Source organism: Bacillus sp. AR13-1, from assembly GCF_008042285.1.
In the GTDB taxonomy this organism is placed as follows: domain Bacteria; phylum Bacillota; class Bacilli; order Bacillales; family Bacillaceae_G; genus Bacillus_A; species Bacillus_A mycoides.
This window is the reverse complement of record NZ_QNUA01000010.1, coordinates 350,797-373,700: the sequence shown is the minus strand read 5'-3', so window position 1 is coordinate 373,700 and position 22,904 is coordinate 350,797. Positions and strand designations below refer to the sequence as shown.

Genomic DNA, 22,904 nt, shown 5'->3' with positions numbered 1-22,904 from the left:
CTGAGAAAAGCCCTTAATAGGGGATTAGTTTATAACGAGGTGAATGGGGCATTGTTATCGGAATTATCGATCAGAAACTTTGCTATTATTGAGGCATTAAATATTTCTTTTCAAAAAGGTTTAACCGTTTTAAGTGGTGAAACAGGAGCTGGAAAATCCATTATTATTGATGCAATTAGTTTGCTTGTTGGTGGCCGTGGTTCAGCAGAATTTGTTCGATATGGAACAGAAAAGGCTGAGATAGAAGGCTTATTCTATGTAGAAGATGACAAACATCCATGTATCGCAAAGGCAGAAGAGTTAGATATAGAAATAGAAGATGGCATGATTATTTTGAAGCGTGACATCGCTGCGAACGGAAAAAGTGTCTGTCGTGTAAATGGGAAACTTGTTACACTCAGCATATTAAAAGAGATTGGAAAAACGCTAGTTGATATTCATGGACAGCATGAAACACAAGATTTAATGAATGAAGAGCGTCATATGTTTATGCTTGATCATTTTGATGGAAATCGCATTGTTAAACAATTGGGCATATATCAAAATGTATATACAGACTATGAGAAGTTAAAAAAACAGCTGAAATCTTTAAGTGAAAATGAACAACAAATGGCCCATCGTCTAGATTTAATTCAATTCCAACATGAAGAAATTCGTAAGGCGGATTTAAAAATGGATGAAGAATATGAATTGACTGAGGAACGATTAAAAATCTCCAATTTTGAAAAGATTTATAAAGCATTAGGAGATGCGTATCGTTCGTTAAGTGGAGACGGACAGGGATTGGATCACGTAAGAAATGCAATGGGACAAATGGAGAGTATTACGCACTTAGATGAAGCGTATCAAGAAAATCATGATTCTATTGCAAATAGTTATTACTTATTAGAAGAAGTTGCATACCAGCTTAGAGAAAAATTAGATATGATGGAATATGATCCGAAACGTCTAGATGAAATTGAAACACGTTTGAATGAAATCCGTATGTTAAAGAGAAAGTATGGAAATACTGTAGAAGAGATTTTAGCGTATGCTGATAAAATTGAACAAGAAATTTTTACGATTGAAAATAAAGACGTACATATTGAAACGACGAGAAAGCAGTTAACGAAATTAGAAGGTGTTATTGTAAAAGAAGCAACGTTGTTAAGTACTATGCGTCATGAGCTTGCAGATCATCTTACAAGCGCTATTCATCAAGAATTAAAAGAACTATATATGGAAAAAACGAAATTTGAAGTGAGAATTATGAAGAGGGTAGGAAATGTAGAAGAACCTCTCGTGGAAGGAACACCGGTAAAACTTACGGCGGATGGCTACGATCATGTGGAATTTTATATTTCAACGAATCCGGGTGAACCGTTAAAGCCACTTTCAAAGGTCGCTTCTGGCGGAGAGTTATCTCGTATTATTTTAGCTTTAAAAAGCATTTTTTCTAAGCATCAAGGTGTTGCATCTGTTATTTTTGATGAAGTGGATACGGGTGTGAGTGGTCGGGTTGCACAGGCTATTGCGGAAAAAATTTATCGTGTATCAGTAAACTCGCAAGTACTTTGTATTACGCACTTACCTCAAGTAGCTTCAATGGCGGACTCTCATTTATTTATTAGAAAACAAGTGGCGAATGATCGTACGATTACATCGGTTACTGTGTTAAGTACGGATGAAAAAGTAACAGAAATTGCTCGAATGATTTCTGGTGTTGAAATTACAGATTTAACGACAGAGCATGCGAAAGAGTTACTTACGCAAGCGCATCATTTCAAACAGACAGCAGAGGCTATCCAGTAATGGATAGCTTTTTTTTCTCAAATGACGATTTCTTAATTCTTCCGGTTATAAATAAAGCGCTGCAAGGAGAGATTAAAAAGTGAAGCCAAGAGGCTGAATGTGGGGTAGGAGCGAGGAGAGTGAACAAATTGAAATTAGAAAGATTTCGAAAAATAATAGGTCTTTGTCTCCTTGTTTCTCTAGTTTTTATTGGATGTTTTAAACCGCTTCGAACGTTTATTTCATCTCCGAAGCAACTTGTTGTTTTTGAAGGACAACAATCAGAAATAGCATCATTACCAGTTTTTAAGGCTGCATCTACAAATCGTAATGTATTTACTGTAAGTTCAAATGAACAAGAACTTATGGTAAATTCTCACCAAAATGGTGAAGCTGATATGGTGTTTCAACTTGCTGGTTTTCCAGTGAAAAAAGTAAATGTGAAAGTATTAAAAGATTTTAAAGTTATTCCAGGTGGACAATCGATTGGTGTAAAATTGAACACAAAAGGTGTACTTGTTGTAGGCCATCATTTAATTCAAACTGAAAAGGGTAAAGTATCTCCTGGTGAAACAGCTGGTGTACAGATTGGAGATATGATTACTGAAATCAATGGTAAAACAATTGAAAGAATGAGTGATGTAGCACCATTTATTCATAATAGTGGAGAAACAGGTGAACCGCTCAATCTTGTTTTATTAAGAGATGGAAAATATATTCGTGCTAAGCTAACACCACAAAAAGACAATGGTGAATCCTCTTACCGAATTGGACTGTATATTCGTGATTCAGCAGCTGGTATCGGAACGATGACATTTGTACATCCAGATTCCATGAAATATGGAGCGCTTGGTCATGTGATTTCCGATAATGATACAAAAAAGCCAATTCAAGTAGAAGATGGACAAATTATGCGTTCGACAGTAACGTCTATTGAAAGAGGAAGTCACGGGAACCCGGGAGAAAAATTAGCAAGATTTTCACCGGATCGTGAAGTGATTGGTAATATTACAATAAATAGCCCGTATGGTATTTTTGGGAAATTAAACACAGATATGACAAACGGCATAATGGATAAAGCAATGCCTATCGCATTATCCCATCAAGTAAAAGAAGGGCCAGCGAAAATATTAACAGTTATTGATCAAGATAAGGTGGAAGCGTTTGATATTGAAGTTGTTAGTACGGTACCACAAAAGTTCCCGGCTACAAAAGGTATGGTTATAAAAGTGACAGATAAACGTTTACTAGCAAAAACGGGTGGTATTGTACAAGGAATGAGTGGAAGTCCGATTGTACAAAATGGGAAAGTAATTGGTGCGGTTACACATGTATTTGTAAATGATCCAACGTCAGGATACGGTGTTCATATTGAATGGATGTTACATGAGGCTGGAATTAATATTTATGATCAAGAGAAAAAAGCGAGCTAATACATATTAGCTCGCTTTTCTTTTGAAAAATTCGTTGAAATTTTGTAAAAGCTCCGCAAGAGCTGTTTTTTGTTGTAAGATATAAGCAAAGGGTTGAACGTTTCGCTGTAATTCTATGATGGAATGTGTTGCGAAAGTAAAAAAATGAACGATAAACATATTTTTTTGTGATTTTATCGGAAAGTAAGAAACTTTAAAGGGAATTTTCACACAATTGTCGAACAATTCATGTAGCCTAGAAGCTTACACATGTCGGAAGAATCGATTCGGTAAGGGAGGAAAAACTGTGGAGAAAATTAAAGTATGTCTTGTGGATGATAATAAAGAATTGGTATCGATGCTAGAGAGTTATGTTGCTGCCCAAGATGATATGGAAGTTATCGGAATTGCTTACAATGGTCAAGAATGTTTAAACTTATTGAAAGAAAAGCAGCCTGATATACTCGTTTTAGACATTATTATGCCACATTTAGATGGTCTAGCTGTGCTAGAGAAAATGCGACATATTGAAAGGTTAAGACAACCTAGCGTTATTATGTTGACAGCATTCGGACAAGAAGATGTGACGAAAAAAGCGGTTGATTTAGGGGCATCATATTTCATATTAAAACCATTTGATATGGAGAATTTAACAAGTCATATTCGTCAAGTTAGTGGTAAGGAAAGTGCTACTATTAAACGTCCATTACCATCTTTCCGATCAGCAACAACGATCGATGGAAAACCGAAAAACTTAGATGCGAGTATTACAAGTATCATTCATGAAATTGGTGTACCCGCTCATATTAAAGGGTACATGTACTTACGAGAAGCAATCTCTATGGTGTACAATGATATCGAATTACTAGGATCTATTACGAAAGTATTATATCCAGATATTGCAAAGAAATATAATACAACAGCAAGCCGTGTCGAGCGCGCAATCCGTCACGCAATTGAAGTAGCTTGGAGCCGTGGGAATATTGATTCTATTTCGTCCTTATTTGGTTATACTGTATCCATGTCAAAAGCAAAACCTACGAATTCTGAGTTCATCGCAATGGTTGCGGATAAGCTAAGACTTGAACATAAGGCTAGCTGAGAGGAAAAGTAGTAAGGGATTTAAGTTTTAGTAGAGCTTAATAATTCTTGAAATTTATACTCGATATCAATTTTAAAACCAATAAACTTTTATTTAATGACCAATGAATTTTAGAATTCGTTGGTCTTTTTATTTTGTTGAGAAAAAGAGGGAGAAGTGATATCGATTTTATCAAAATTATTTGGGTAGATAAAAAGGGTTGTTTGATATTATGGAAAATAAAACCTGTTTTTAGTAATATTACATATAAGTGAGTTTTTTAAGGTAATTAAATAGGTATACAGAGGGAGAAGGAAAATGAAAAACAAAATATTAACTTGGCTAGGAATAGTAGCAGCTATGGGAGTTCTTGCTGTTGCAGTTACATTTGGAATGTTAGAGCTTGCCGATAATCCAGTAGATAAAGAAGTGAGTGCTCAAATAGATAAAAAAGAAGACCCAACGATAGTAGGTAGAGAGGTAGATGGAGTCTTTGTTGATGTGTATGTTACTGAAAATTCTACTGAAAGCGAAGTCATTACAGCGATGTATCACATGACTCATCAAAAAGTAGTGGCAGAACGAAAATCGGGATCCATCCCAATGATTCAAAATAACGCTGAAAAATTAAAAAAATCATAAATAAGAGTAGTTTTGCGAAGAAAAATGAGCTTGTAGCAATTGCTGATAGATGGGCGAAAAAAGATTTTAGTAAAATTGTAGAAGATCACAATTTTTTCTCGGATGCTCAAGAGGGTAATGTTTGTAAAGCCACTAGAGCGATGGATGCGGTAGAAGAGCAACATTATATTTTAACTACATTCGGGGAGGAAAAAGCGAAAGAACTATACGAATCAGGGGATACTCCGCACATTCAATAAAAAATAATATGAAGGGCTTCTAGTTTTTTTATTACCTTGCTTTAAGGGGGCAATGGTGACTTGTGAATAAATATTCTGCTTTCTTTATGACTTGTAACAAAAAAGAAGATATATAATTCATTATTAAATGATGAAGTAAAGGCTAAATCGCATCGTAGTACATCTGTTAAAGGATTTTAGCGGGGAAGTCATCCATGATATAATAGATGATAATAAAAAGCCCTGCAAAACAGGACTATATTATTCTTCGTCTTTATTTTGTTTTTCTAATTCAACTAACTTTTGGATTAAAATATGCTGTGGCATATGCATAAGTTGTTCAAGTGGAACACCTAACGCTTTTGATAGGCGGACTGCAGTGTCTGGAGAAATTTGTAATGGTCTCATAGAAGTACCTCCTTTTTCGTATAGTATAGCATAAGATTGGGGGAGTGAGGATGACTCTTATATTCGCGCATCGTGGTGCGGCGGGAACGTATCCGGAAAATACAATGATTTCATTTGAAGCAGCAGAGGCTTTCGGGGCAGATGGAATTGAACTCGATGTTCAATTCACGAAAGATGGAAAAGTTGTCGTTATTCATGATGAAACGGTGGATCGGACAACAAATGGAAAAGGTGCGGTTCGAAATTATTTATATGAGGATTTATGTAAGTTGGATGCGAGTTATAAATTCGGTGACAAAGTAGGTTTTTGCAAAATACCTCTTCTAGAAGAGGTGTTAGAATGGCTCGCAAAAACGAAATTGCTACTCAATATTGAACTGAAAAATAATAAAATCCCATACAGAGGTTTAGAAGAAGAGGTTATAACACTTGTACGTAAGTTTAGTCTAGAGGATCGGATTGTGTTTTCTTCTTTTAATCACTACAGTATGAAGCGATGTCATATGATGGCTCCTGATATTCAAACAGCTATTTTGTATCGTGAAGGTTTGCATAGCCCGTGGGCATATGCAAAAAAGATGGGTGCTACTGCAGTACATCCGAATTATCGTTATCTTCAAGATGCTATCGCTGAATTAACGATGGGAAGTGGTGTGGAGGTTCGTCCTTACACGATAAATGAAGAAACGCTTATGCGTAAATATTTTGATATGAATATATCAGCGATTATTACTGATTATCCTGAAACAGCAAGAACTTTATTACCGATAAAAAAATGAGACCTAATATAATGGTCTCATTTTTTATTTATGATATGTGAAAACTTTGTTTTATCTTCTGAAGCGTGCTTGTACTTTATTTCTCTTACGATCTCTGTGTAAGACGAAGCCGCCGAAGATATAAAACCCGAGTGCGAAGCAAAGAGCGCCGATTAAAAATTGTAACCATAATATAGGGATTGGGGAGAACAAAATCCCAAATACAGTATCTCTCATTAGTTTAATACCAAGCACGGCTAATGAAATGGGGATGAGTGCTAATAATAGAGCGAGGTAACGCTGCATACATAACGCTCCTTTTCAGATTATTTTGTGTATTTTAATGATGTTATATGGAATGGGGGTTTGTCAAGAGGTTGCTGAACGAGTAAGATAAGAATGTGAAAATTTTTGCAGAGATACTTCGAGAGGAAGTGTAATGTATGAAACAAAATGTGTTAATTGTTGGAGCAGGTGAAGGTGGGAGTACACTGCTGAGTCTGTTGCAAAATTCGAATATATTTCAAATTATAGGAGTTATTGATAGTAATCCAATTGCGAAAGGATTACAAATCGCAAAGGAATATGGGGTTCCGATTGGTGATAGTGTAACTCCGTTTCTTTCTATGCATATTGATGTAATGTTTGATATGACAGGTGATTATGATTTACATAAAGTTTTATTGGGAAGCAAGCATAAAGACACCCTTCTTATACCAGGGGATATTGCAAAAATTGTTACGAGACTAGCGCATGAGAAGGAAAGCTTAATTGGAAAGCTAGAAGAACAGACGCAACAAGGGAATTTAATTTTAAATTCAACGCATGACGGTATGATTGTTATAGACCAAGAGGGACAAGTTCGTCTGTTTAATAAAAGCGCAGAGCGTATTACTGGATATAAAAAAGAGGAAGCAATAGGGAAATATATTTTAGAAGTTATTCCAACGAGTAAGTTGCTTCGTATTATACGCACGAAAAAAATAGAAGTGAATCATGAACTGACGTTAGAGAATGAAAAAAAGATTATTACAACGCGTATTCCGATATTAAAAGAAGGTGGAGAGGTTCAAGGGGCATTTGCGATTTTTAAAGACATTACAGAAGTTGTAGATTTAGCGGAAGAAGTTACAGACTTAAAAGAAATTCAAACGCTACTTGAGGCGATTATTAACTCATCTGAGGAAGCAATTTCGGTTGTTGATGAGAAAGGAAGAGGACTAGTTATAAACCCTGCTTATACGAAGTTAACGGGTTTGACTGAAGAAGAAATTATTGGGAAGCCGGCTACAACTGATATTGTGGAAGGTGAAAGTATGCATATGAAAGTACTTCGGACGCGCCGAGCGGTACGAGGAATACATATGAAGATTGGGCAAAAAAAGCGAGATGTAATTGTAAACGTAGCACCGGTTATTGTCGATGGAATATTGAAAGGGAGCGTCGGGGTAATTCGCGATGTATCAGAAATTCAAAAGTTAACAAATGAATTGAATAGGGCAAGACAAATTATTCGAACGTTAGAAGCAAAATATTCATTTGATGATATTGTTGGTGATTCAGATGAAACGACGGCAGCTATTGAACAAGCAAAACTTGGAGCGAATACACCGGCAACAGTATTGCTTAGAGGGGAATCTGGTACGGGGAAAGAGTTATTTGCACACGCTATTCATAACAGTAGTAATCGAAAATACAATAAGTTTGTACGAGTAAACTGTGCTGCTATTTCTGAGACCTTATTAGAAAGTGAATTATTCGGTTATGAGGAAGGCGCGTTTTCTGGAGCGAAAAGAGGCGGGAAACGAGGATTCTTTGAAGAAGCGAATAATGGAAGTGTTTTTTTAGATGAAATCGGAGAGTTATCTGCAAATACGCAAGCGAAGCTCCTTCGTGTGCTACAAGAAAAAGAAATTGTGAAAGTAGGGGGAACGAAAGCGATACCTATTAATGTCCGGGTAATTGCAGCAACACATGTGAATTTAGAAAAGGGCATTCTAGAAGGAGAGTTCAGAGAGGACTTATATTATCGTTTAAATAAAATCCCGATTCAAATTCCTTCCCTTCGTCAGCGTAAAGGAGATATACCAGCGATTGCAGAAAGGTTAATTCAAAAAATTAATCAAGATTATGGTCGTAATGTAGAAGGACTCACCGATTCAGCCGTTTCGTATTTGCAATCATATGAATGGCCAGGGAATGTTAGAGAACTTGAAAATATTTTAGGACGAGCTATTATCTTTATGAATTATAACGAAATATATATTGATGTACATCATTTACCGCCTTTACATAAAGAAGAACAAGTAGAGACGAAACAAAATAATTTATTACCTGAATTAGAAGAGAAGGCCCTTGAACACCTAGTGACAGAATTTGAGGGGAATATTATCCGTGAATATTTAGAGAAATTTGATGGGAACAAAACGAAGACTGCAAAAGCGTTAGGAATTTCAGTTCGAAACTTATATTACAAGCTAGAAAAGTATGACTGTGCAAAAAATAGCATGCAATAAATTGCATACCGTGCAATTTATTGCGTGGTATACAAAAAGCGACAAAACGAGACAGAATATTTCGTTGTTTTTCAAAGTATTGATTTTACTGCATTTTGAATGCGTTTTCATTATTGGTAAGACCACTTTTGAAAGTTGGCACGGTATTTGCTTAATGAATAGACGAGGGACGACGGAAAGGGTTGATTACAAAATATGAAGTTAGAACACTTAATTGATCAAGCAGCAGGACAGCCTAAAAAAACTGTGGCTGTAGCAGTAGCTGAAGATCATGAAGTAATTGAAGCTGTAGCGAAAGCAATCAAGTTACAGCTAGCTCAATTTCGTCTATATGGAAATCAAGAGAAAATAATAGGGATGCTACAAGAGCATGGGTTACAAACTTCAGAACATATTGAAGTGATTGCAGCAGCGTCAAGTGCTGAGGCTGCAGAACTTTCTGTTAAATCTGTAAGCAATGGCGAAGCAGATGTGCTAATGAAGGGGAACATCCCAACAGCAAATATTTTGAAAGCTGTATTAAATAAAGAGTGGGGACTTCGTAAGGGTAGCGTGCTTTCACATGTTGCAGCGTTTGAAGTTCCAAATTACGATCGTCTTATTTTTGTTACAGACGCAGCGATGAACATTGCACCTGATGTAACACAAAAAGCTGCTATTATACAAAATACTGTAGAAGTTGCCCAGGCAATAGGAATTGATTTGCCAAAGGTAGCGCCAATTGCAGCGGTAGAGGTTGTTAATCCTGCGATGCAAGCGACAATTGATGCAGCGATGTTAACTCAAATGAATCGCCGCGGACAAATTAAAAATTGTGTCGTTGATGGACCACTTGCTTTAGATAATGCAGTATCACAAATTGCAGCAGAACATAAAGGCATAGTAAGTGATGTAGCAGGTAAGGCAGACATTTTACTCGTCCCAACGATTGAAGCTGGAAATGTGCTATATAAATCACTCGTCTATTTTGCAAATGCAAAGGTAGGAGCGATGATTGCTGGCGCTAAAGCACCGATTGTTTTAACATCACGTGCTGATTCAGCAGAAACAAAAGTATATTCATTAGCATTGGCAGTTGCGACTGCTTCAAAATAAACCAAATAGGGTAAAACAATTAGGGGGAAACGACAATGACATTAGAAATCTTCGAATACTTAGAAAAATATGATTATGAGCAAGTGGTATTTTGTCAAGATAAAGAATCTGGTTTAAAAGCAATCATTGCAATCCATGATACAACACTTGGACCAGCTCTTGGTGGAACAAGAATGTGGACATATGATTCTGAAGAAGCGGCGATTGAAGATGCATTGCGTCTTGCAAAAGGGATGACATACAAAAATGCAGCAGCTGGTTTAAACTTAGGTGGTGCAAAAACAGTAATTATCGGTGATCCACGTAAAGATAAAAGCGAAGCGATGTTCCGTGCATTAGGACGCTACATTCAAGGACTAAACGGACGTTACATTACAGCTGAAGATGTTGGTACAACAGTAGATGATATGGATATTATCCATGAGGAAACTGATTTTGTAACAGGGATTTCACCATCATTCGGTTCTTCTGGTAACCCATCTCCAGTAACTGCATACGGTGTTTACCGTGGTATGAAAGCAGCTGCAAAAGAAGCATTTGGTACAGATAACCTAGAAGGAAGAGTAATTTCTATTCAAGGTGTTGGTAACGTAGCGTATCACCTATGCAAACATTTACACGCTGAAGGAGCAAAATTAATCGTTACAGATATTAATAAAGAAGCTGTACAACGTGCAGTAGAAGAATTCGGTGCAACAGCAGTTGAGCCAAATGAAATTTACGGTGTTGAATGTGATATTTACGCACCATGTGCATTAGGCGCAACAGTTAATGATGAAACTATTCCACAACTTAAAGCAAAAGTAATCGCTGGTTCTGCAAATAACCAATTAAAAGAAGATCGTCACGGCGACCTTATTCATGAAATGGGTATTGTATACGCACCAGACTATGTTATTAATGCAGGTGGCGTAATTAACGTAGCAGACGAATTATATGGATACAATAGAGAACGTGCATTAAAACGTGTTGAGTCTATTTATGACACAATTGCAAAAGTAATCGAAATTTCAAAACGCGATGGCATAGCAACTTATGTTGCAGCAGATCGTCTAGCTGAAGAGCGCATTGCAAGCTTGAAAAACTCTCGTAGCACATACTTACGCAACGGTCACGACATTATTAGCCGTCGCTAATCATTCATATATAACTTTTACAAAAGGTGTGGTTACCTCTTATGAGGTTTCCACTTCCTTTTAAATTTATTAGTGGAGGTAGCAACATTGTCTGTAAATCGAATTCTTGTTATTAACCCAGGTAGTACATCCACAAAGATTGGTGTTTTTGATAATGAAAGACCCGTTCTAGAAGAAACTATTCGTCATGACGTAGAACAGATTGGAAAATATAAGCGAATTATCGACCAATATGAGTTTCGTAAAGAAACGATTTTAGAAGTTCTACATTCTCATGGTATTAACATTTCAAAATTAAACGCTGTTTGTGGGCGTGGTGGATTACTTCGTCCAATCGAAGGCGGTACGTATACAGTAAACGATGCGATGTTAGAAGATTTAAAAAATGGGTTTAGCGGTCATCACGCTTCAAACCTTGGAGGCATTTTAGCATATGAAATCGCTTCTGGATTAAACATTCCTGCATTCATTGTGGATCCTGTCGTTGTAGATGAAATGGAACCGATTGCTCGTATTAGCGGTATTGCTGGTATGGAACGTAAAAGTATTTTCCATGCATTAAACCAAAAAGCGGTTGCTCGTAAAGTGGCAGATGAATTAAATCACAAATATGAGGATTTAAATTTATTAGTTACACATATGGGCGGTGGTATTACAGTTGGTGCTCATAAAAAAGGAAAAGTTATCGATGTTAATAATGGCTTAAACGGAGAAGGACCATTTAGTCCAGAGCGTGCTGGTACAGTACCAGTAGGACAATTAGTTGAAATGTGTTTTTCTGGTGAGTATTACCGAGACGAAATGGTTAAAAAACTTGTCGGACAAGGTGGACTTGTAAGTCTTATCGGTACAAACGATGCAATTAAAGTAGAACAAATGGTTGAAAAAGGTGATCCTGAAGCAACTCTTATTTATAAAGCAATGGCGTATCAAGTTGCAAAAGAGATTGGCGGAGCTAGTGCTGTACTTCACGGGAAAATCGATGCAATCGTATTAACTGGTGGACTTGCGTACAGTAAAATTCTTGTCGATGAAATAAAAGAACGTGTTCACTGGATTGCAGATGTTATCGTACATCCAGGAGAAGATGAATTACAAGCGTTAGCAGAAGGAGCACTTCGTGTATTACGTGAAGAAGAAGCTCCAAAAGAATATATTGTACGAGAAAAACAAACAGTAGCTAGGGGTTGAGATAATGGCAAGAGAATATGATTTAGTCATCGTTGGCGGCGGTACTGGTGGATATGTTGCTGCTATTCGTGCATCACAACTAGGGTTAAAAACTGCACTTGTTGAAAAAGAAAATCTTGGTGGTACTTGTTTACACAAAGGGTGTATTCCTAGTAAAGCTCTTTTACGTAGTGCGGAAGTATACGCAACTGCTAAAAAAGGAGAAGAGTTCGGAGTTATTGCAAGTAATGTAGAACTAAACTTTGCTAAAGTACAAGAGCGTAAAGAGAAGATTGTAACGCAGCTTCACAAAGGCGTTCAGCATTTAATGAAACAAGGTAAAATTGATGTGTTTGAAGGTATTGGCCGTATTCTTGGCCCATCTATTTTCTCTCCAATGCCAGGTACAATTTCAGTTGAACTTGCAAGTGGAGAAGAGAATGAAATGTTAATTCCAAAAAATGTACTTGTTGCAACAGGTTCTCGTCCAAATTCATTACCAGGATTAGAGTTAGACGGAGAGTATGTAATGTCTTCGGATCATGCCCTAAAAATGGAAACGCTTCCTAGCTCAATCATTATCGTTGGTGGCGGTGTAATTGGTATTGAGTGGGCATCTATGCTTGCTGACTTCGGTGTAGAAGTTACTGTATTAGAATATGCGAAAAACATATTACCACTAGAAGATAATGACGTTTCAAAAGAAATGCAACGTCTATTCAAGAAAAAAGGTATTAAAGTGGTAACGGGTGCAAAAGTATTACCAGAAACATTGGTAAAAGATAATGGAGTAACAATTCAAGCTGAACATAACGGTGAGAACAAAGCATTTAAAGCAGAAAAAATGCTTGTATCTGTAGGAAGACAAGCGAATACGCAAAATATGGGCTTAGAGAACACAGATATTGTTGTGGAAAAAGGATACATTCAAACAAATGAGTTTTATCAAACGAAGGAATCTCATATTTACGCAATTGGAGATGTAATCGGTGGCTTGCAACTTGCTCACGTTGCTTCTCATGAAGGAATTGTTGCAGTAGAACATATCGCTGGTAAAGAAGTTGCACCAATTGATTATTCTATGGTATCAAAATGCGTATATAGTAGTCCAGAAGTTGCTTCTGTCGGCTTAACAGAACAAGAAGCAAAAGAAAAAGGCTATAAGTTAAAAGTAGGTAAGTTCTCATTCCGTGCAATCGGAAAGGCACTTGTATACGGAGAATCAGACGGTTTTGTAAAACTTGTAGTTGATGAAGAAACAAATGACATTCTCGGTGTTCATATGATCGGACCACATGTAACAGATATGATTTCTGAAGCTGGTCTTGCAAGAGTACTTGATGCAACACCTTGGGAAGTAGCACATACAATTCATCCGCATCCATCATTATCTGAGGCGATTGGTGAAGCTGCACTTGCTGTAGATGGAAGAGCGTTACACGCATAAAAATGTGGATTTAGGAGGTTATGAAAAATGGCAGAAGTAAAAGAAAAGCGCCATGAAGAGCTTGGCTTAAGTGATGAGCAAGTATTAGAAATGTTCCGTACGATGTTACTTGCACGTAAAATTGACGAACGTATGTGGTTATTAAACCGTGCAGGTAAAATTCCATTCGTAATTTCTTGTCAAGGACAAGAGGCTGCACAAGTTGGAGCGGCGTTCGCTCTTGATAGAGAGAAAGATTATGCATTACCATACTACCGTGATATGGGTGTTGTACTAGCGTTTGGTATGACAGCTAAAGAGCTTATGTTGTCTGCTTTCGCAAAAGCTGGAGATCCAAACTCTGGTGGTCGTCAAATGCCTGGTCACTTCGGTCAAAAGAAAAATCGTATTGTTACAGGCTCATCACCAGTAACAACGCAAGTACCACATGCAGTTGGTATTGCACTAGCTGGAAAAATGGAGAAGAAAGATTTAGTAACGTTCGTTACATTCGGAGAAGGCTCTTCAAACCAAGGTGACTTCCATGAAGGAGCAAACTTTGCTGGTGTACACAAACTGCCTGTTATTTTCATGTGTGAAAATAATAAATACGCAATCTCTATTCCAGTTGAAAAACAATTAGCATGTAAAAACGTATCAGACCGTGCAATTGGTTACGGTATGCCTGGATATACAATAGACGGAAACGATCCGCTTGCAGTATATAAAGCTGTAAAAGAGGCAGCAAACCGCGGCCGTCGTGGTGAAGGCCCAACTTTAATTGAAACAGTATCATATCGTTTAACAGCACATTCTAGTGACGACGATGATCGTGTTTATCGTGATAAAGAAGAAGTAGAAGAAGCAAAGAAAAAAGATTCAATTATAACATTTGCAGCTTATTTAAAAGAAGCTGGCGTGTTAACTGAGGAATTTGAAAAACAAATGTTAGACGAAATTATGCATATCGTAAATGAAGCAACAGAATATGCAGAAAATGCTCCGTATGCAGCACCTGAAGATGCATTGAAGCACGTATACGCAGAATAGGGGGGAACGTTTCATGGCTGTAATGTCTTATATTGATGCTATTACATTAGCAATGCGCGAAGAAATGGAACGCGATGAGAAAGTATTCGTTTTAGGAGAAGATGTTGGTAAAAAAGGTGGCGTGTTTAAAGCGACACACGGTTTGTATGATCAATTTGGTGAAGATCGTGCGCTTGATGCACCGCTTGCAGAATCTGCAATTGCTGGGGTAGCAATTGGTGCGGCAATGTATGGTATGCGTCCAATCGCTGAAATGCAGTTTGCTGATTTCATCATGCCAGCAGTAAACCAAATTGTTTCTGAGGCAGCAAAAATTCGTTATCGTTCTAATAACGATTGGACTTGTCCAGTTACAATTCGTGCGCCATTTGGCGGCGGTGTTCACGGTGCATTGTATCATTCACAATCTGTAGAAGCGATGTTTGCAAACCAACCAGGTTTAAAAATTGTTATCCCTTCTACACCATATGATGCAAAAGGCTTATTAAAAGCTGCAATTCGTGATGAAGATCCAGTATTATTCTTTGAGCATAAGCGTGCATATCGCTTAATTAAAGGTGAAGTGCCAGAAGATGACTATGTATTACCAATCGGAAAAGCAGATGTAAAACGCGAAGGTGATGATATTACTGTTATCACTTACGGATTATGTGTTCACTTTGCTCTTCAAGCAGCTGAAAAGTTAGCACAAGATGGAATCTCTGCACACATTCTTGATTTAAGAACGGTATATCCGTTAGATAAAGAAGCAATTATTGAAGCGGCTTCTAAAACAGGTAAAGTTCTTCTTGTAACAGAAGACAATAAAGAAGGAAGTATTATAAGTGAAGTGGCAGCTATTATCGCTGAAAACTGTCTGTTTGATTTAGATGCGCCAATCGCACGTCTTGCAGGTCCAGATGTTCCAGCAATGCCATATGCACCAACAATGGAAAAATTCTTTATGGTAAATCCAGATAAAGTTGAAAAAGCAATGCGTGAACTTGCGGAATTTTAATCGGGGGGACTATACATGGCTGTAGAAAATATCACAATGCCTCAGCTCGGGGAGAGCGTTACAGAGGGTACAATTAGTAAATGGCTCGTTAATGTTGGCGATCACGTAAACAAGTATGATCCGCTTGCAGAAGTAATGACTGATAAAGTAAATGCTGAAGTGCCATCTTCTTTCACTGGTATTGTGAAAGAATTAATCGCTGGTGAAGGTGAGACGTTAGCTGTAGGTGAAGTAGTTTGTGTTATTCAAGTAGAAGGCGCAGATGAAGTAGCAGCGACAGCTGTTGAGGAAAAAACAAAAGAAGAACCAAAGGCAGAAGTAGCTACGCCTGAAAAAGCACCGAAAGCAAAACAACCAACTGATGGAAAACCACGTTTTTCACCAGCTGTTTTAAAACTTGCAGGTGAGCATAATGTTGATTTAGATTTAGTAGAAGGTACGGGAGCAAATGGCCGTATCACTCGTAAAGATATTTTAAAGCTGGTGGAATCTGGGAATATTCCGCAAGCAGGTGCGAAGAAAGAGGAAGCGGTAGCAGCAGTAGTAGAAGCGCGTCCAGAAGCACCAAAAGCAGCGCCAGTAGCACAAAAAGTAGAAGCTGTAAAACCAGTTTCTGTACCAACAATGCCTGGCGATATCGAAATTCCAGTAACAGGTGTGCGTAAAGCAATTGCAGCGAACATGTTACGTAGTAAACACGAAGCGCCACATGCTTGGATGATGATTGAAGTAGATGTGACAAACCTTGTGTCATACCGTAATTCAATTAAAGGTGATTTCAAAAAGCGCGAAGGCTTTAATTTAACGTTCTTTGCTTTCTTCGTAAAAGCAGTAGCGCAAGCGTTAAAAGAGTATCCTCAAATCAATTCAATGTGGGCTGGCGATAAGATCGTTCAGAAGAAAGATATTAACCTTTCTATCGCTGTTGCAACAGAGGACGAACTATTTGTACCAGTAATTAAACACGCGGATGAGAAGACGATTAAAGGTATCGCTCGTGAAATTACAGAGCTTGCAGGAAAAGTACGTACGAAATCGTTAAAAGCGGACGAAATGCAAGGCGGAACATTTACAATTAATAACACAGGATCATTCGGTTCTGTTCAATCTATGGGTATTATTAATTACCCACAAGCGGCTATTTTACAAGTTGAATCAATTGTAAAACGCCCAGTAATTATGGATAACGGTATGTTCGGTGCTCGCGACATGGTTAACTTATGTTTATCACTTGACCACCGTGTACTAGATGGCCTAATTTGTGGTAAGTTCTTAGGACGTGTAAAAGAAATTTTAGAAAATACGTCAGAAAATAATACATCTGTATATTAATAAAAAGCTCGCTTATGCGAGCTTTTTATCATCTTATTTCTTCATTTGCATCCTACTATATGTACAACACTTTTCCCAGCAATCTTACAATGAACGAGTATGTATTAGAAATTTACGAAAATACATTGCTGATATATGGTATATAGATATAAAATAAGAAAAGAATAATTTTTTTGGCAAATCTTACTGACGAAACTGTAGTATAATATATTGTATTGTATGAAAAAGAGAGTTATTCTATATAAGTGTTTTATAGATAATGTGTAATCAGTCGTCAAAACATGAAGAATGTTGACTCCTGGTTTTTTATTTTGCTGTAACAATGTTTCAGGAGGATGTCATGAAAAGAAGTACCGAGTTTCTAAAAAGTTTAGATGTAAAATTAATTTTAATTTTGTGTGCATTTTGTGTTATAAGTATAACTGCTATATATAGCAGTCAGCAAACCGGACAGTATGGAGATGCAAACTTTGCTATGAAGCAGGGAGTTAACTACATAATTGGGGTTGTATTGTTACTTCTTGTTGCTAGCATCGACTTAGATCAGTTGCAAAAATTGTCTTGGCCGCTTTATATTGCTGGGTTTGCTTCACTTATTCTTTTGAAAGTATTACCACCATCAGGTTTCACACCTGAAAAGTTAGGGGCAAAAAGGTGGTTCGTTTTTCCAGTACTTGGACAAATTCAGCCATCCGAGTTTTTCAAAATCGCATTGCTTCTCGTAGTAGCAAGTATAGCAGTGAAACATAATGCACAGTATATGGCAAGGACATTCCAAACGGATTTACAATTAGTAGGTAAAATTATGCTAGTATCCCTCCCGCCTATGGCCGTTGTATATAGCCAACCGGATACAGGGATGGTGTTCTTATATGCAGCAGCTATCGCATGTATTTTATTTATGTCAGGAATTCAAAAGAAATTAATTGCGTTATGTACAGTCATTCCGGTGACCATATTGTCTACATTAATATTTATATTTGTAAAATATCCAGATTTCTTCTTTAATAAATTAGTTACTTTGTTAAAACCTCACCAACAATCACGTATTATAGGTTGGCTAAATCCATTTGAGAATGCAAATGAAGGCTATCAAACACAGCAATCGATTTTAGCTGTAGGTAGTGGAGGTATGGAAGGGAAAGGATTTGGTGAAGGGAACGTCTATATTCCAGAGAAACACACTGACTTTATTTTCGCTACAATTGCCGAAGAAGGTGGATTTATAGTAGCGGCGTTAGTTGTGTTCTTGTTCCTGTTACTACTATATCGAACAATTATTATCGGTTATTCTGCTGATAATTTATTTGGTACATTATTATGTGCTGGATCAATAGGAATACTAACGGTTCAAATATTCCAAAATATTGGTATGATCGTTGGATTAATGCCTGTAAAAGGGATTGCATTACCTTTCTTATCGTATGGGGGAAGTTCCTTATTCTCGAATATGATTATGATGGGGCTCATATTATCGGTACGGAAAACGTATAAAAAATATATGTTTTCAGTTAAGTAAAAAAGCTGGTTCGTTTTTAAACGAACCAGCTTTTTTACATATATGCTCTTAAACGTTGCAAACTAAAACAAAGTAGCAGTTTGAGATGGGTAAGGAGTGCAAAGTGATGCATATGCATATTTTTGAAGGGGCACGGCATCTTTCTAATAGTGAATGGGTTATTCGGGCTATCATAGCGTACACATTTTTAATATTAGTTGCGAAATCGATGGGACAAAGATCCATCGCACAACTTCGCTTTTTAGATGTTGTATTAGTGTTATTACTTGGTGGTAATATTTCTAATGCGCTATCTGATGAAAAGGTCGGATTACTCGGTTCAATGATTACAACTTTTATACTAGTTGTACTTCATATTATAAGCTCTGTTTTAATGTTGAAATGGGATAGATGGAGACGCTTTTTAGAGCCTGCACCTATTATTCTTATACACAATGGTGCCATTGATTTTAGCAATTTGAAAAAGGCGAGAATTACGGCGGAATATTTATTTTCGGAACTTCGCATGCGAAATGTGAGCGATATTCAAACGATTAAATTAGCATTATGGGAAGCAAGTGGTGTTGTTTCTATATTTCAGTATCCAGAATATGAAGCAGTTTCTCGGCTTGATCTTAAAGTGGCGGGGAAAAAATCTCCAGTTGCTTTTATTTTAGTGAAGGATGGAAGAATTCAGCAGGACGTTCTCGCTTTAGTAGGAAAAACAGAAGAGTGGGCGAAAGAGTTTTTAGAGAAGAATGCAGAAATTGAATCCATTATGTTAGCTACAGTAGATGAAGCACATAAAATAAATATTTTGTTAAAAAAATGAAAAATATACGCATTTTGTCGTTTCATACATATGATACAATAGTGTGGACAACGAAAAAGGAGGCGATACGATGGGATATGTAGAAGAATTACGAAAAATAGTTGGTCATCGCCCTTTAATTTTAGTTGGTGCTGTTGTACTCGTTATAAATGAAAGTGGATATGTATTATTACAGCAAAGAACAGAGCCGTACGGAAAATGGGGGTTGCCTGGCGGGCTAATGGAGCTTGGTGAATCACCAGAAGAAACAGCTTACCGTGAAGTATATGAAGAGACAGGAATAGAAGTAAAGAACCTCCGATTAATCAATGTATTTTCTGGAGCGAACTATTTTTCAAAATTAACAAACGGTGATGAGTTTCAATCCGTAACGACAGCCTATTATACCGATGAATACGAAGGGAATTTTGTTATGAATAAAGAAGAAGCGGTTCAGCTTAAATTCTTCCCGGTAACAGAGCTACCTGATTATATTGTAGGATCGCATAAAAAAATGATTGCGGAATATATGAAAATTATGGAAAAGTGACAAAAAGGTGTTAGAGCAAGGGCTCTAACACCTTTTCTATGCCTAAATACAAGTAAACTTACTTGTATTTCATAAACATTAACTGGTAAGATACAAATAGATAGTTTTAGAGGAGGGAAAAGATTGATTAATTTTAACTTTTTTATGAATGATGTTGTCCGCCAAGCGCGTGAAGAGATTGTCTCTGCTGGATATACAGAATTGACGACGCCGGAAGCAGTAGAAGAAGCGTTTAAAAGAAATGGAACAACACTTGTAATGGTAAACTCTGTATGTGGTTGTGCAGGTGGTATTGCTCGTCCTGCTGCTGCGCATTCCGTACATTATGATAAACGTCCTAACCATCTTGTAACGGTGTTTGCAGGTCAAGATAAAGAAGCAACAGCAACAGCTCGTGAATATTTCGAAGGATATCCACCTTCTTCTCCATCATTCGCTTTATTAAAAGATGGAAAAATTGTAACGATGGTAGAACGTCATGAAATTGAAGGTCATGAACCAATGCAAGTTATTGCAAAACTACAATCTTATTTCGAAGAGAATTGTGAAGAACTATAAATATAAGCGAAAAGGCGGTACGTCCACAATGAAGTGGATGTACCGCCTTTTTTATTTAGTTTTTAAAATAATTAAACATGCAGGAAGTTGTTGTTTTATGCATGTTTTCATGCATTAACAACAGCTTTAATGCTGTTTTTTTATTTATTTTTATTTTAAATATTGCATAAAAATGAAAGTGCTGATACAATACAAACATCGAATAAATATTCTATTAAACTTTTAAATATACATTATTAGGGGGAAGAAAGATGAAGAAGTTGTTATCAATATCGTTTGCACTTATTTTAATTGTAAGTATATTCAGTGCTTGTAGTAATGGGGAAGAAAAGGCTACTGGAAAAAATAAAAAAGTACTCGTTATGGGGACGTCAGCAGACTATAAACCGTATGAATACGTAGAAGCTTCAAAAAGTGATGAAATTATCGGCTTTGATGTTGATATTGCCAAATATATCGGAAAAGAACTTGGATACGAAGTGAAAGTGAAAGACATGGATTTCGGCGGATTATTAGCATCTCTTAATTCAGGAAAAGTTGATTTCGTTATGGCGGGTATGACGCCAACTGCAGAGCGTAAAAATAATGCTGATTTCACAGATATATATTTTGTTGCAAAAAATATGATCGTTTCAAAAAAGGGCTCTAATATTAAATCGTTAGAAGATTTAAAAGGGAAAAAAGTAGGAGTACAAACAGGATCAATTCAAGAAGAAAAGGCAAAAGAATTTCAGAAACAAGTCGATTTCAAAGCTGAGGGACGTGACCGTATACCAGAAATCGTACAAGAAATTAAAGCTGGTCGTTTTGACGCTGCAATTATAGAAGACACAGTTGCAAAAAATTATTTAGAAAAAATGAAAGAGCTACAAGGAATTGAAATTCAAGAAGCACCAGAAGAAGTAGGTGCAGCAATTGCTCTTCCGAAAAATAGTGATAAAACAGAAGAATTTAATAAAGTAATTAAGAAAATGCAAGAAAATGGAGAAATGGATAAATTAGTGAAGAAATGGTTTGGCAGCGGAAAATAAGCTGCCTTTCACTTTTCTGTGAGGGGAATGAAAAGGATGAATCTAGATTTTTCGGCAATTACGCCTTCAATACCATATATATTAAAGGGATTAGAAGTTACATTGAAAATTGTAGCTGCATCAGCTGTGGTAGGATTTATTTTAGGAACGTTATTAGCACTTTGCAAAATTGCTAGAATACGAGTATTAAATATTGCAGCAGATATTTATACGTCAATATTTCGTGGCACACCGCTAGTATTACAATTAATGATTATTTATTTCGGTGTTCCGCAAATGATGGGTTATGAGATACCGGCCTTTTTAGCAGCTGTACTTGCATTTAGCTTAAATTCAGGTGCATATATGTCAGAAGTAATTCGTGCCGGCATTCAAGCAGTCGATAAAGGACAAACAGAAGCAGCAATGGCTTTAGGTATTCCGTACAGTAAAATGATGAGAAATATTATTTTTCCTCAAGCTTTAAAAAATATATTACCAGCACTTGTGAATGAGTTTGCGACACTTACGAAAGAGTCGGCTGTAGTAACCGTAATAGGAGCGACTGATTTAATGCGCCGTGCTTATATTGTAGGTGGTGAAACATTTAAATATCTTGAGCCATTACTTTTTGTTGGACTTATTTATTATATATTAGTAATTATTCTTACATTAGTCGGGAAAGCCATTGAAGGGAGAATGAAGAAAAGTGATTAAAATTGACAACCTTCATAAATCATTTGGGAAAAATGAAGTATTAAAAGGAATTACAACAACGATTGAGAAAGGAGAGGTTGTTGCAATTATTGGACCGTCTGGATCTGGAAAGTCAACGTTTTTACGCTGTATGAATGTATTAGAAGCGCCGACAGATGGTCACATTTGGATTGGAACGGAAGAAGTAACGAATCCGAAAACAAATATTATGCACGTTCGTGAAAATGTCGGAATGGTATTTCAACATTTTCACTTATTCCCTCATATGACTGTATTAGAAAATATTACGTATGCTCCTATCAATGTAAAAGAAGTAACGAAGCAAGAAGCTGAAAAAAAAGCTGAGAAACTTCTAGAAAAAGTGGGGTTATTAGATAAGAAAGATGCATATCCAAATCGTCTTTCAGGAGGACAAAAGCAACGTGTAGCAATTGCAAGAGCGTTAGCGATGGAACCGGAAGTTATGTTATTTGATGAACCTACCTCTGCGCTAGATCCAGAAATGGTGAAAGAAGTGTTAGAAGTTATGAAATCATTAGTTACGACAGGAATGACGATGGCAATCGTTACACATGAAATGGGATTTGCAAAAGAAGTAGCAGACCGTGTTCTCTTTTTAGATGGTGGAAAGCTCGTAGAAGATAGTAATCCGGAAGAGTTTTTTACAGCACCAAAAAGTGACCGTGCAAAAGAATTTTTGCAAAAGATATTGTAATATGTGAAGGGTACGTGAATAATAGGTAAAAAAG

At 36.8% G+C, this 22,904-nt stretch carries 21 protein-coding genes and 1 pseudogene; 20 read left to right on the top strand and 2 right to left on the bottom strand.

Annotated features, from left to right (window positions below):
- Positions 1–51: 51 nt before the first annotated feature.
- The 4 genes and pseudogenes from recN to DN408_RS10000 all read left to right on the top strand — a co-directional run bounded on the left by recN (position 52) and on the right by DN408_RS10000 (position 5,144).
- Entirely contained in the window at positions 52–1,791 is a 1,740-nt protein-coding gene (gene recN / locus DN408_RS10020) for a DNA repair protein RecN (protein WP_002088564.1), read from the top strand.
- A 119-nt stretch (positions 1,792–1,910) separates the two neighbouring features.
- Complete coding sequence (gene spoIVB, locus DN408_RS10015) at positions 1,911–3,203, top strand: SpoIVB peptidase (RefSeq protein ID WP_002015079.1); 1,293 nt, start codon at positions 1,911–1,913, stop codon at positions 3,201–3,203.
- A 286-nt stretch (positions 3,204–3,489) separates the two neighbouring features.
- A complete protein-coding gene (gene spo0A / locus DN408_RS10005) occupies positions 3,490–4,284 on the top strand; it encodes a sporulation transcription factor Spo0A (protein ID WP_002015081.1) in 795 nt (264 codons plus the stop codon).
- A 297-nt stretch (positions 4,285–4,581) separates the two neighbouring features.
- Positions 4,582–5,144: pseudogene (locus DN408_RS10000) on the top strand (PRK06770 family protein).
- Between the two features lie 240 nt (positions 5,145–5,384).
- Here the strand turns inward: DN408_RS10000 and DN408_RS09995 are convergent.
- Complete coding sequence (locus DN408_RS09995) at positions 5,385–5,531, bottom strand: YycC family protein (RefSeq protein ID WP_001247671.1); 147 nt, start codon at positions 5,529–5,531, stop codon at positions 5,385–5,387.
- 50 nt (positions 5,532–5,581) lie between these two features.
- Between DN408_RS09995 and DN408_RS09990 the strand changes: the two genes are divergently transcribed.
- Entirely contained in the window at positions 5,582–6,310 is a 729-nt protein-coding gene (locus DN408_RS09990; RefSeq protein ID WP_002033957.1) for a glycerophosphodiester phosphodiesterase, read from the top strand.
- Positions 6,311–6,361: 51 nt separating this feature from the next.
- Here the strand turns inward: DN408_RS09990 and DN408_RS09985 are convergent, their stop codons facing one another.
- Entirely contained in the window at positions 6,362–6,595 is a 234-nt protein-coding gene (locus DN408_RS09985) for a DUF2627 domain-containing protein (RefSeq protein WP_001190193.1), read from the bottom strand.
- Between the two features lie 137 nt (positions 6,596–6,732).
- Between DN408_RS09985 and DN408_RS09980 the strand changes: the two genes are divergently transcribed.
- From DN408_RS09980 to DN408_RS09900, 15 genes are all read left to right on the top strand, one after another.
- Entirely contained in the window at positions 6,733–8,805 is a 2,073-nt protein-coding gene (locus DN408_RS09980; protein ID WP_002129032.1) for a sigma 54-interacting transcriptional regulator, read from the top strand.
- A 195-nt stretch (positions 8,806–9,000) separates the two neighbouring features.
- On the top strand, positions 9,001–9,900 hold the full coding sequence (gene yqiS, locus DN408_RS09970) for a phosphate butyryltransferase (RefSeq protein WP_002033959.1): 900 nt from the start codon (positions 9,001–9,003) through the stop codon (positions 9,898–9,900).
- 35 nt (positions 9,901–9,935) lie between these two features.
- Positions 9,936–11,036, top strand: coding sequence for a leucine dehydrogenase (locus DN408_RS09965; RefSeq protein ID WP_002015088.1), 1,101 nt, complete (start codon positions 9,936–9,938; stop codon positions 11,034–11,036).
- Between the two features lie 87 nt (positions 11,037–11,123).
- Positions 11,124–12,227 (top strand): butyrate kinase, encoded by a 1,104-nt coding sequence (gene buk, locus DN408_RS09960; protein ID WP_002088555.1) that lies wholly within the window; start codon positions 11,124–11,126, stop codon positions 12,225–12,227.
- 4 nt (positions 12,228–12,231) lie between these two features.
- A complete protein-coding gene (lpdA, locus tag DN408_RS09955) occupies positions 12,232–13,653 on the top strand; it encodes a dihydrolipoyl dehydrogenase (RefSeq protein WP_002015090.1) in 1,422 nt (473 codons plus the stop codon).
- 27 nt (positions 13,654–13,680) lie between these two features.
- Positions 13,681–14,682, top strand: coding sequence for a 3-methyl-2-oxobutanoate dehydrogenase subunit alpha (gene bfmBAA, locus DN408_RS09950; RefSeq protein ID WP_002167697.1), 1,002 nt, complete (start codon positions 13,681–13,683; stop codon positions 14,680–14,682).
- A 13-nt stretch (positions 14,683–14,695) separates the two neighbouring features.
- Entirely contained in the window at positions 14,696–15,679 is a 984-nt protein-coding gene (gene bfmBAB / locus DN408_RS09945) for a 3-methyl-2-oxobutanoate dehydrogenase subunit beta (protein WP_000290070.1), read from the top strand.
- A gap of 15 nt (positions 15,680–15,694) precedes the next feature.
- Positions 15,695–17,011, top strand: a complete 1,317-nt coding sequence (locus DN408_RS09940; protein WP_002184993.1) for a dihydrolipoamide acetyltransferase family protein — start codon at positions 15,695–15,697, stop codon at positions 17,009–17,011.
- A 340-nt stretch (positions 17,012–17,351) separates the two neighbouring features.
- Positions 17,352–18,530, top strand: coding sequence for an FtsW/RodA/SpoVE family cell cycle protein (locus DN408_RS09930; RefSeq protein ID WP_002129028.1), 1,179 nt, complete (start codon positions 17,352–17,354; stop codon positions 18,528–18,530).
- 106 nt (positions 18,531–18,636) lie between these two features.
- Positions 18,637–19,341: a DUF421 domain-containing protein gene (locus tag DN408_RS09925; protein WP_002129026.1), complete on the top strand. Its 705-nt coding sequence runs from the start codon at positions 18,637–18,639 to the stop codon at positions 19,339–19,341.
- A gap of 70 nt (positions 19,342–19,411) precedes the next feature.
- Positions 19,412–19,870: an NUDIX hydrolase gene (locus DN408_RS09920; protein ID WP_033709417.1), complete on the top strand. Its 459-nt coding sequence runs from the start codon at positions 19,412–19,414 to the stop codon at positions 19,868–19,870.
- Between the two features lie 144 nt (positions 19,871–20,014).
- Positions 20,015–20,428 (top strand): BrxA/BrxB family bacilliredoxin, encoded by a 414-nt coding sequence (locus DN408_RS09915; protein ID WP_002008492.1) that lies wholly within the window; start codon positions 20,015–20,017, stop codon positions 20,426–20,428.
- Between the two features lie 251 nt (positions 20,429–20,679).
- Positions 20,680–21,459, top strand: coding sequence for a transporter substrate-binding domain-containing protein (locus DN408_RS09910; protein ID WP_002129023.1), 780 nt, complete (start codon positions 20,680–20,682; stop codon positions 21,457–21,459).
- 36 nt (positions 21,460–21,495) lie between these two features.
- A complete protein-coding gene (locus tag DN408_RS09905; protein WP_002067073.1) occupies positions 21,496–22,155 on the top strand; it encodes an amino acid ABC transporter permease in 660 nt (219 codons plus the stop codon).
- Complete coding sequence (locus tag DN408_RS09900) at positions 22,148–22,870, top strand: amino acid ABC transporter ATP-binding protein (RefSeq protein WP_002088545.1); 723 nt, start codon at positions 22,148–22,150, stop codon at positions 22,868–22,870. Before DN408_RS09905 ends, DN408_RS09900 begins: the two co-directional genes overlap by 8 nt.
- Positions 22,871–22,904: the final 34 nt, after the last annotated feature.

Excerpts from the sequence above, each read along its gene's own strand:
- DN408_RS09905 (WP_002067073.1), top strand. The coding sequence starts at position 21,496 with ATGAATCTAGATTTTTCGGCAATTACGCCTTCAATACCATATATATTA.
- yqiS (WP_002033959.1), top strand. The coding sequence starts at position 9,001 with ATGAAGTTAGAACACTTAATTGATCAAGCAGCAGGACAGCCTAAAAAA.
- DN408_RS09930 (WP_002129028.1), top strand. The coding sequence starts at position 17,352 with ATGAAAAGAAGTACCGAGTTTCTAAAAAGTTTAGATGTAAAATTAATT.
- DN408_RS09925 (WP_002129026.1), top strand. The coding sequence starts at position 18,637 with ATGCATATGCATATTTTTGAAGGGGCACGGCATCTTTCTAATAGTGAA.
- DN408_RS09920 (WP_033709417.1), top strand. The coding sequence starts at position 19,412 with ATGGGATATGTAGAAGAATTACGAAAAATAGTTGGTCATCGCCCTTTA.
- DN408_RS09940 (WP_002184993.1), top strand. The coding sequence starts at position 15,695 with ATGGCTGTAGAAAATATCACAATGCCTCAGCTCGGGGAGAGCGTTACA.
- DN408_RS09980 (WP_002129032.1), top strand. The coding sequence starts at position 6,733 with ATGAAACAAAATGTGTTAATTGTTGGAGCAGGTGAAGGTGGGAGTACA.
- bfmBAB (WP_000290070.1), top strand. The coding sequence starts at position 14,696 with ATGGCTGTAATGTCTTATATTGATGCTATTACATTAGCAATGCGCGAA.
- DN408_RS09910 (WP_002129023.1), top strand. The coding sequence starts at position 20,680 with ATGAAGAAGTTGTTATCAATATCGTTTGCACTTATTTTAATTGTAAGT.
- DN408_RS09995 (WP_001247671.1), bottom strand. The coding sequence starts at position 5,531 with ATGAGACCATTACAAATTTCTCCAGACACTGCAGTCCGCCTATCAAAA.
- DN408_RS09985 (WP_001190193.1), bottom strand. The coding sequence starts at position 6,595 with ATGCAGCGTTACCTCGCTCTATTATTAGCACTCATCCCCATTTCATTA.
- DN408_RS09965 (WP_002015088.1), top strand. The coding sequence starts at position 9,936 with ATGACATTAGAAATCTTCGAATACTTAGAAAAATATGATTATGAGCAA.
- lpdA (WP_002015090.1), top strand. The coding sequence starts at position 12,232 with ATGGCAAGAGAATATGATTTAGTCATCGTTGGCGGCGGTACTGGTGGA.
- DN408_RS09915 (WP_002008492.1), top strand. The coding sequence starts at position 20,015 with ATGAATGATGTTGTCCGCCAAGCGCGTGAAGAGATTGTCTCTGCTGGA.
- bfmBAA (WP_002167697.1), top strand. The coding sequence starts at position 13,681 with ATGGCAGAAGTAAAAGAAAAGCGCCATGAAGAGCTTGGCTTAAGTGAT.
- DN408_RS09990 (WP_002033957.1), top strand. The coding sequence starts at position 5,582 with ATGACTCTTATATTCGCGCATCGTGGTGCGGCGGGAACGTATCCGGAA.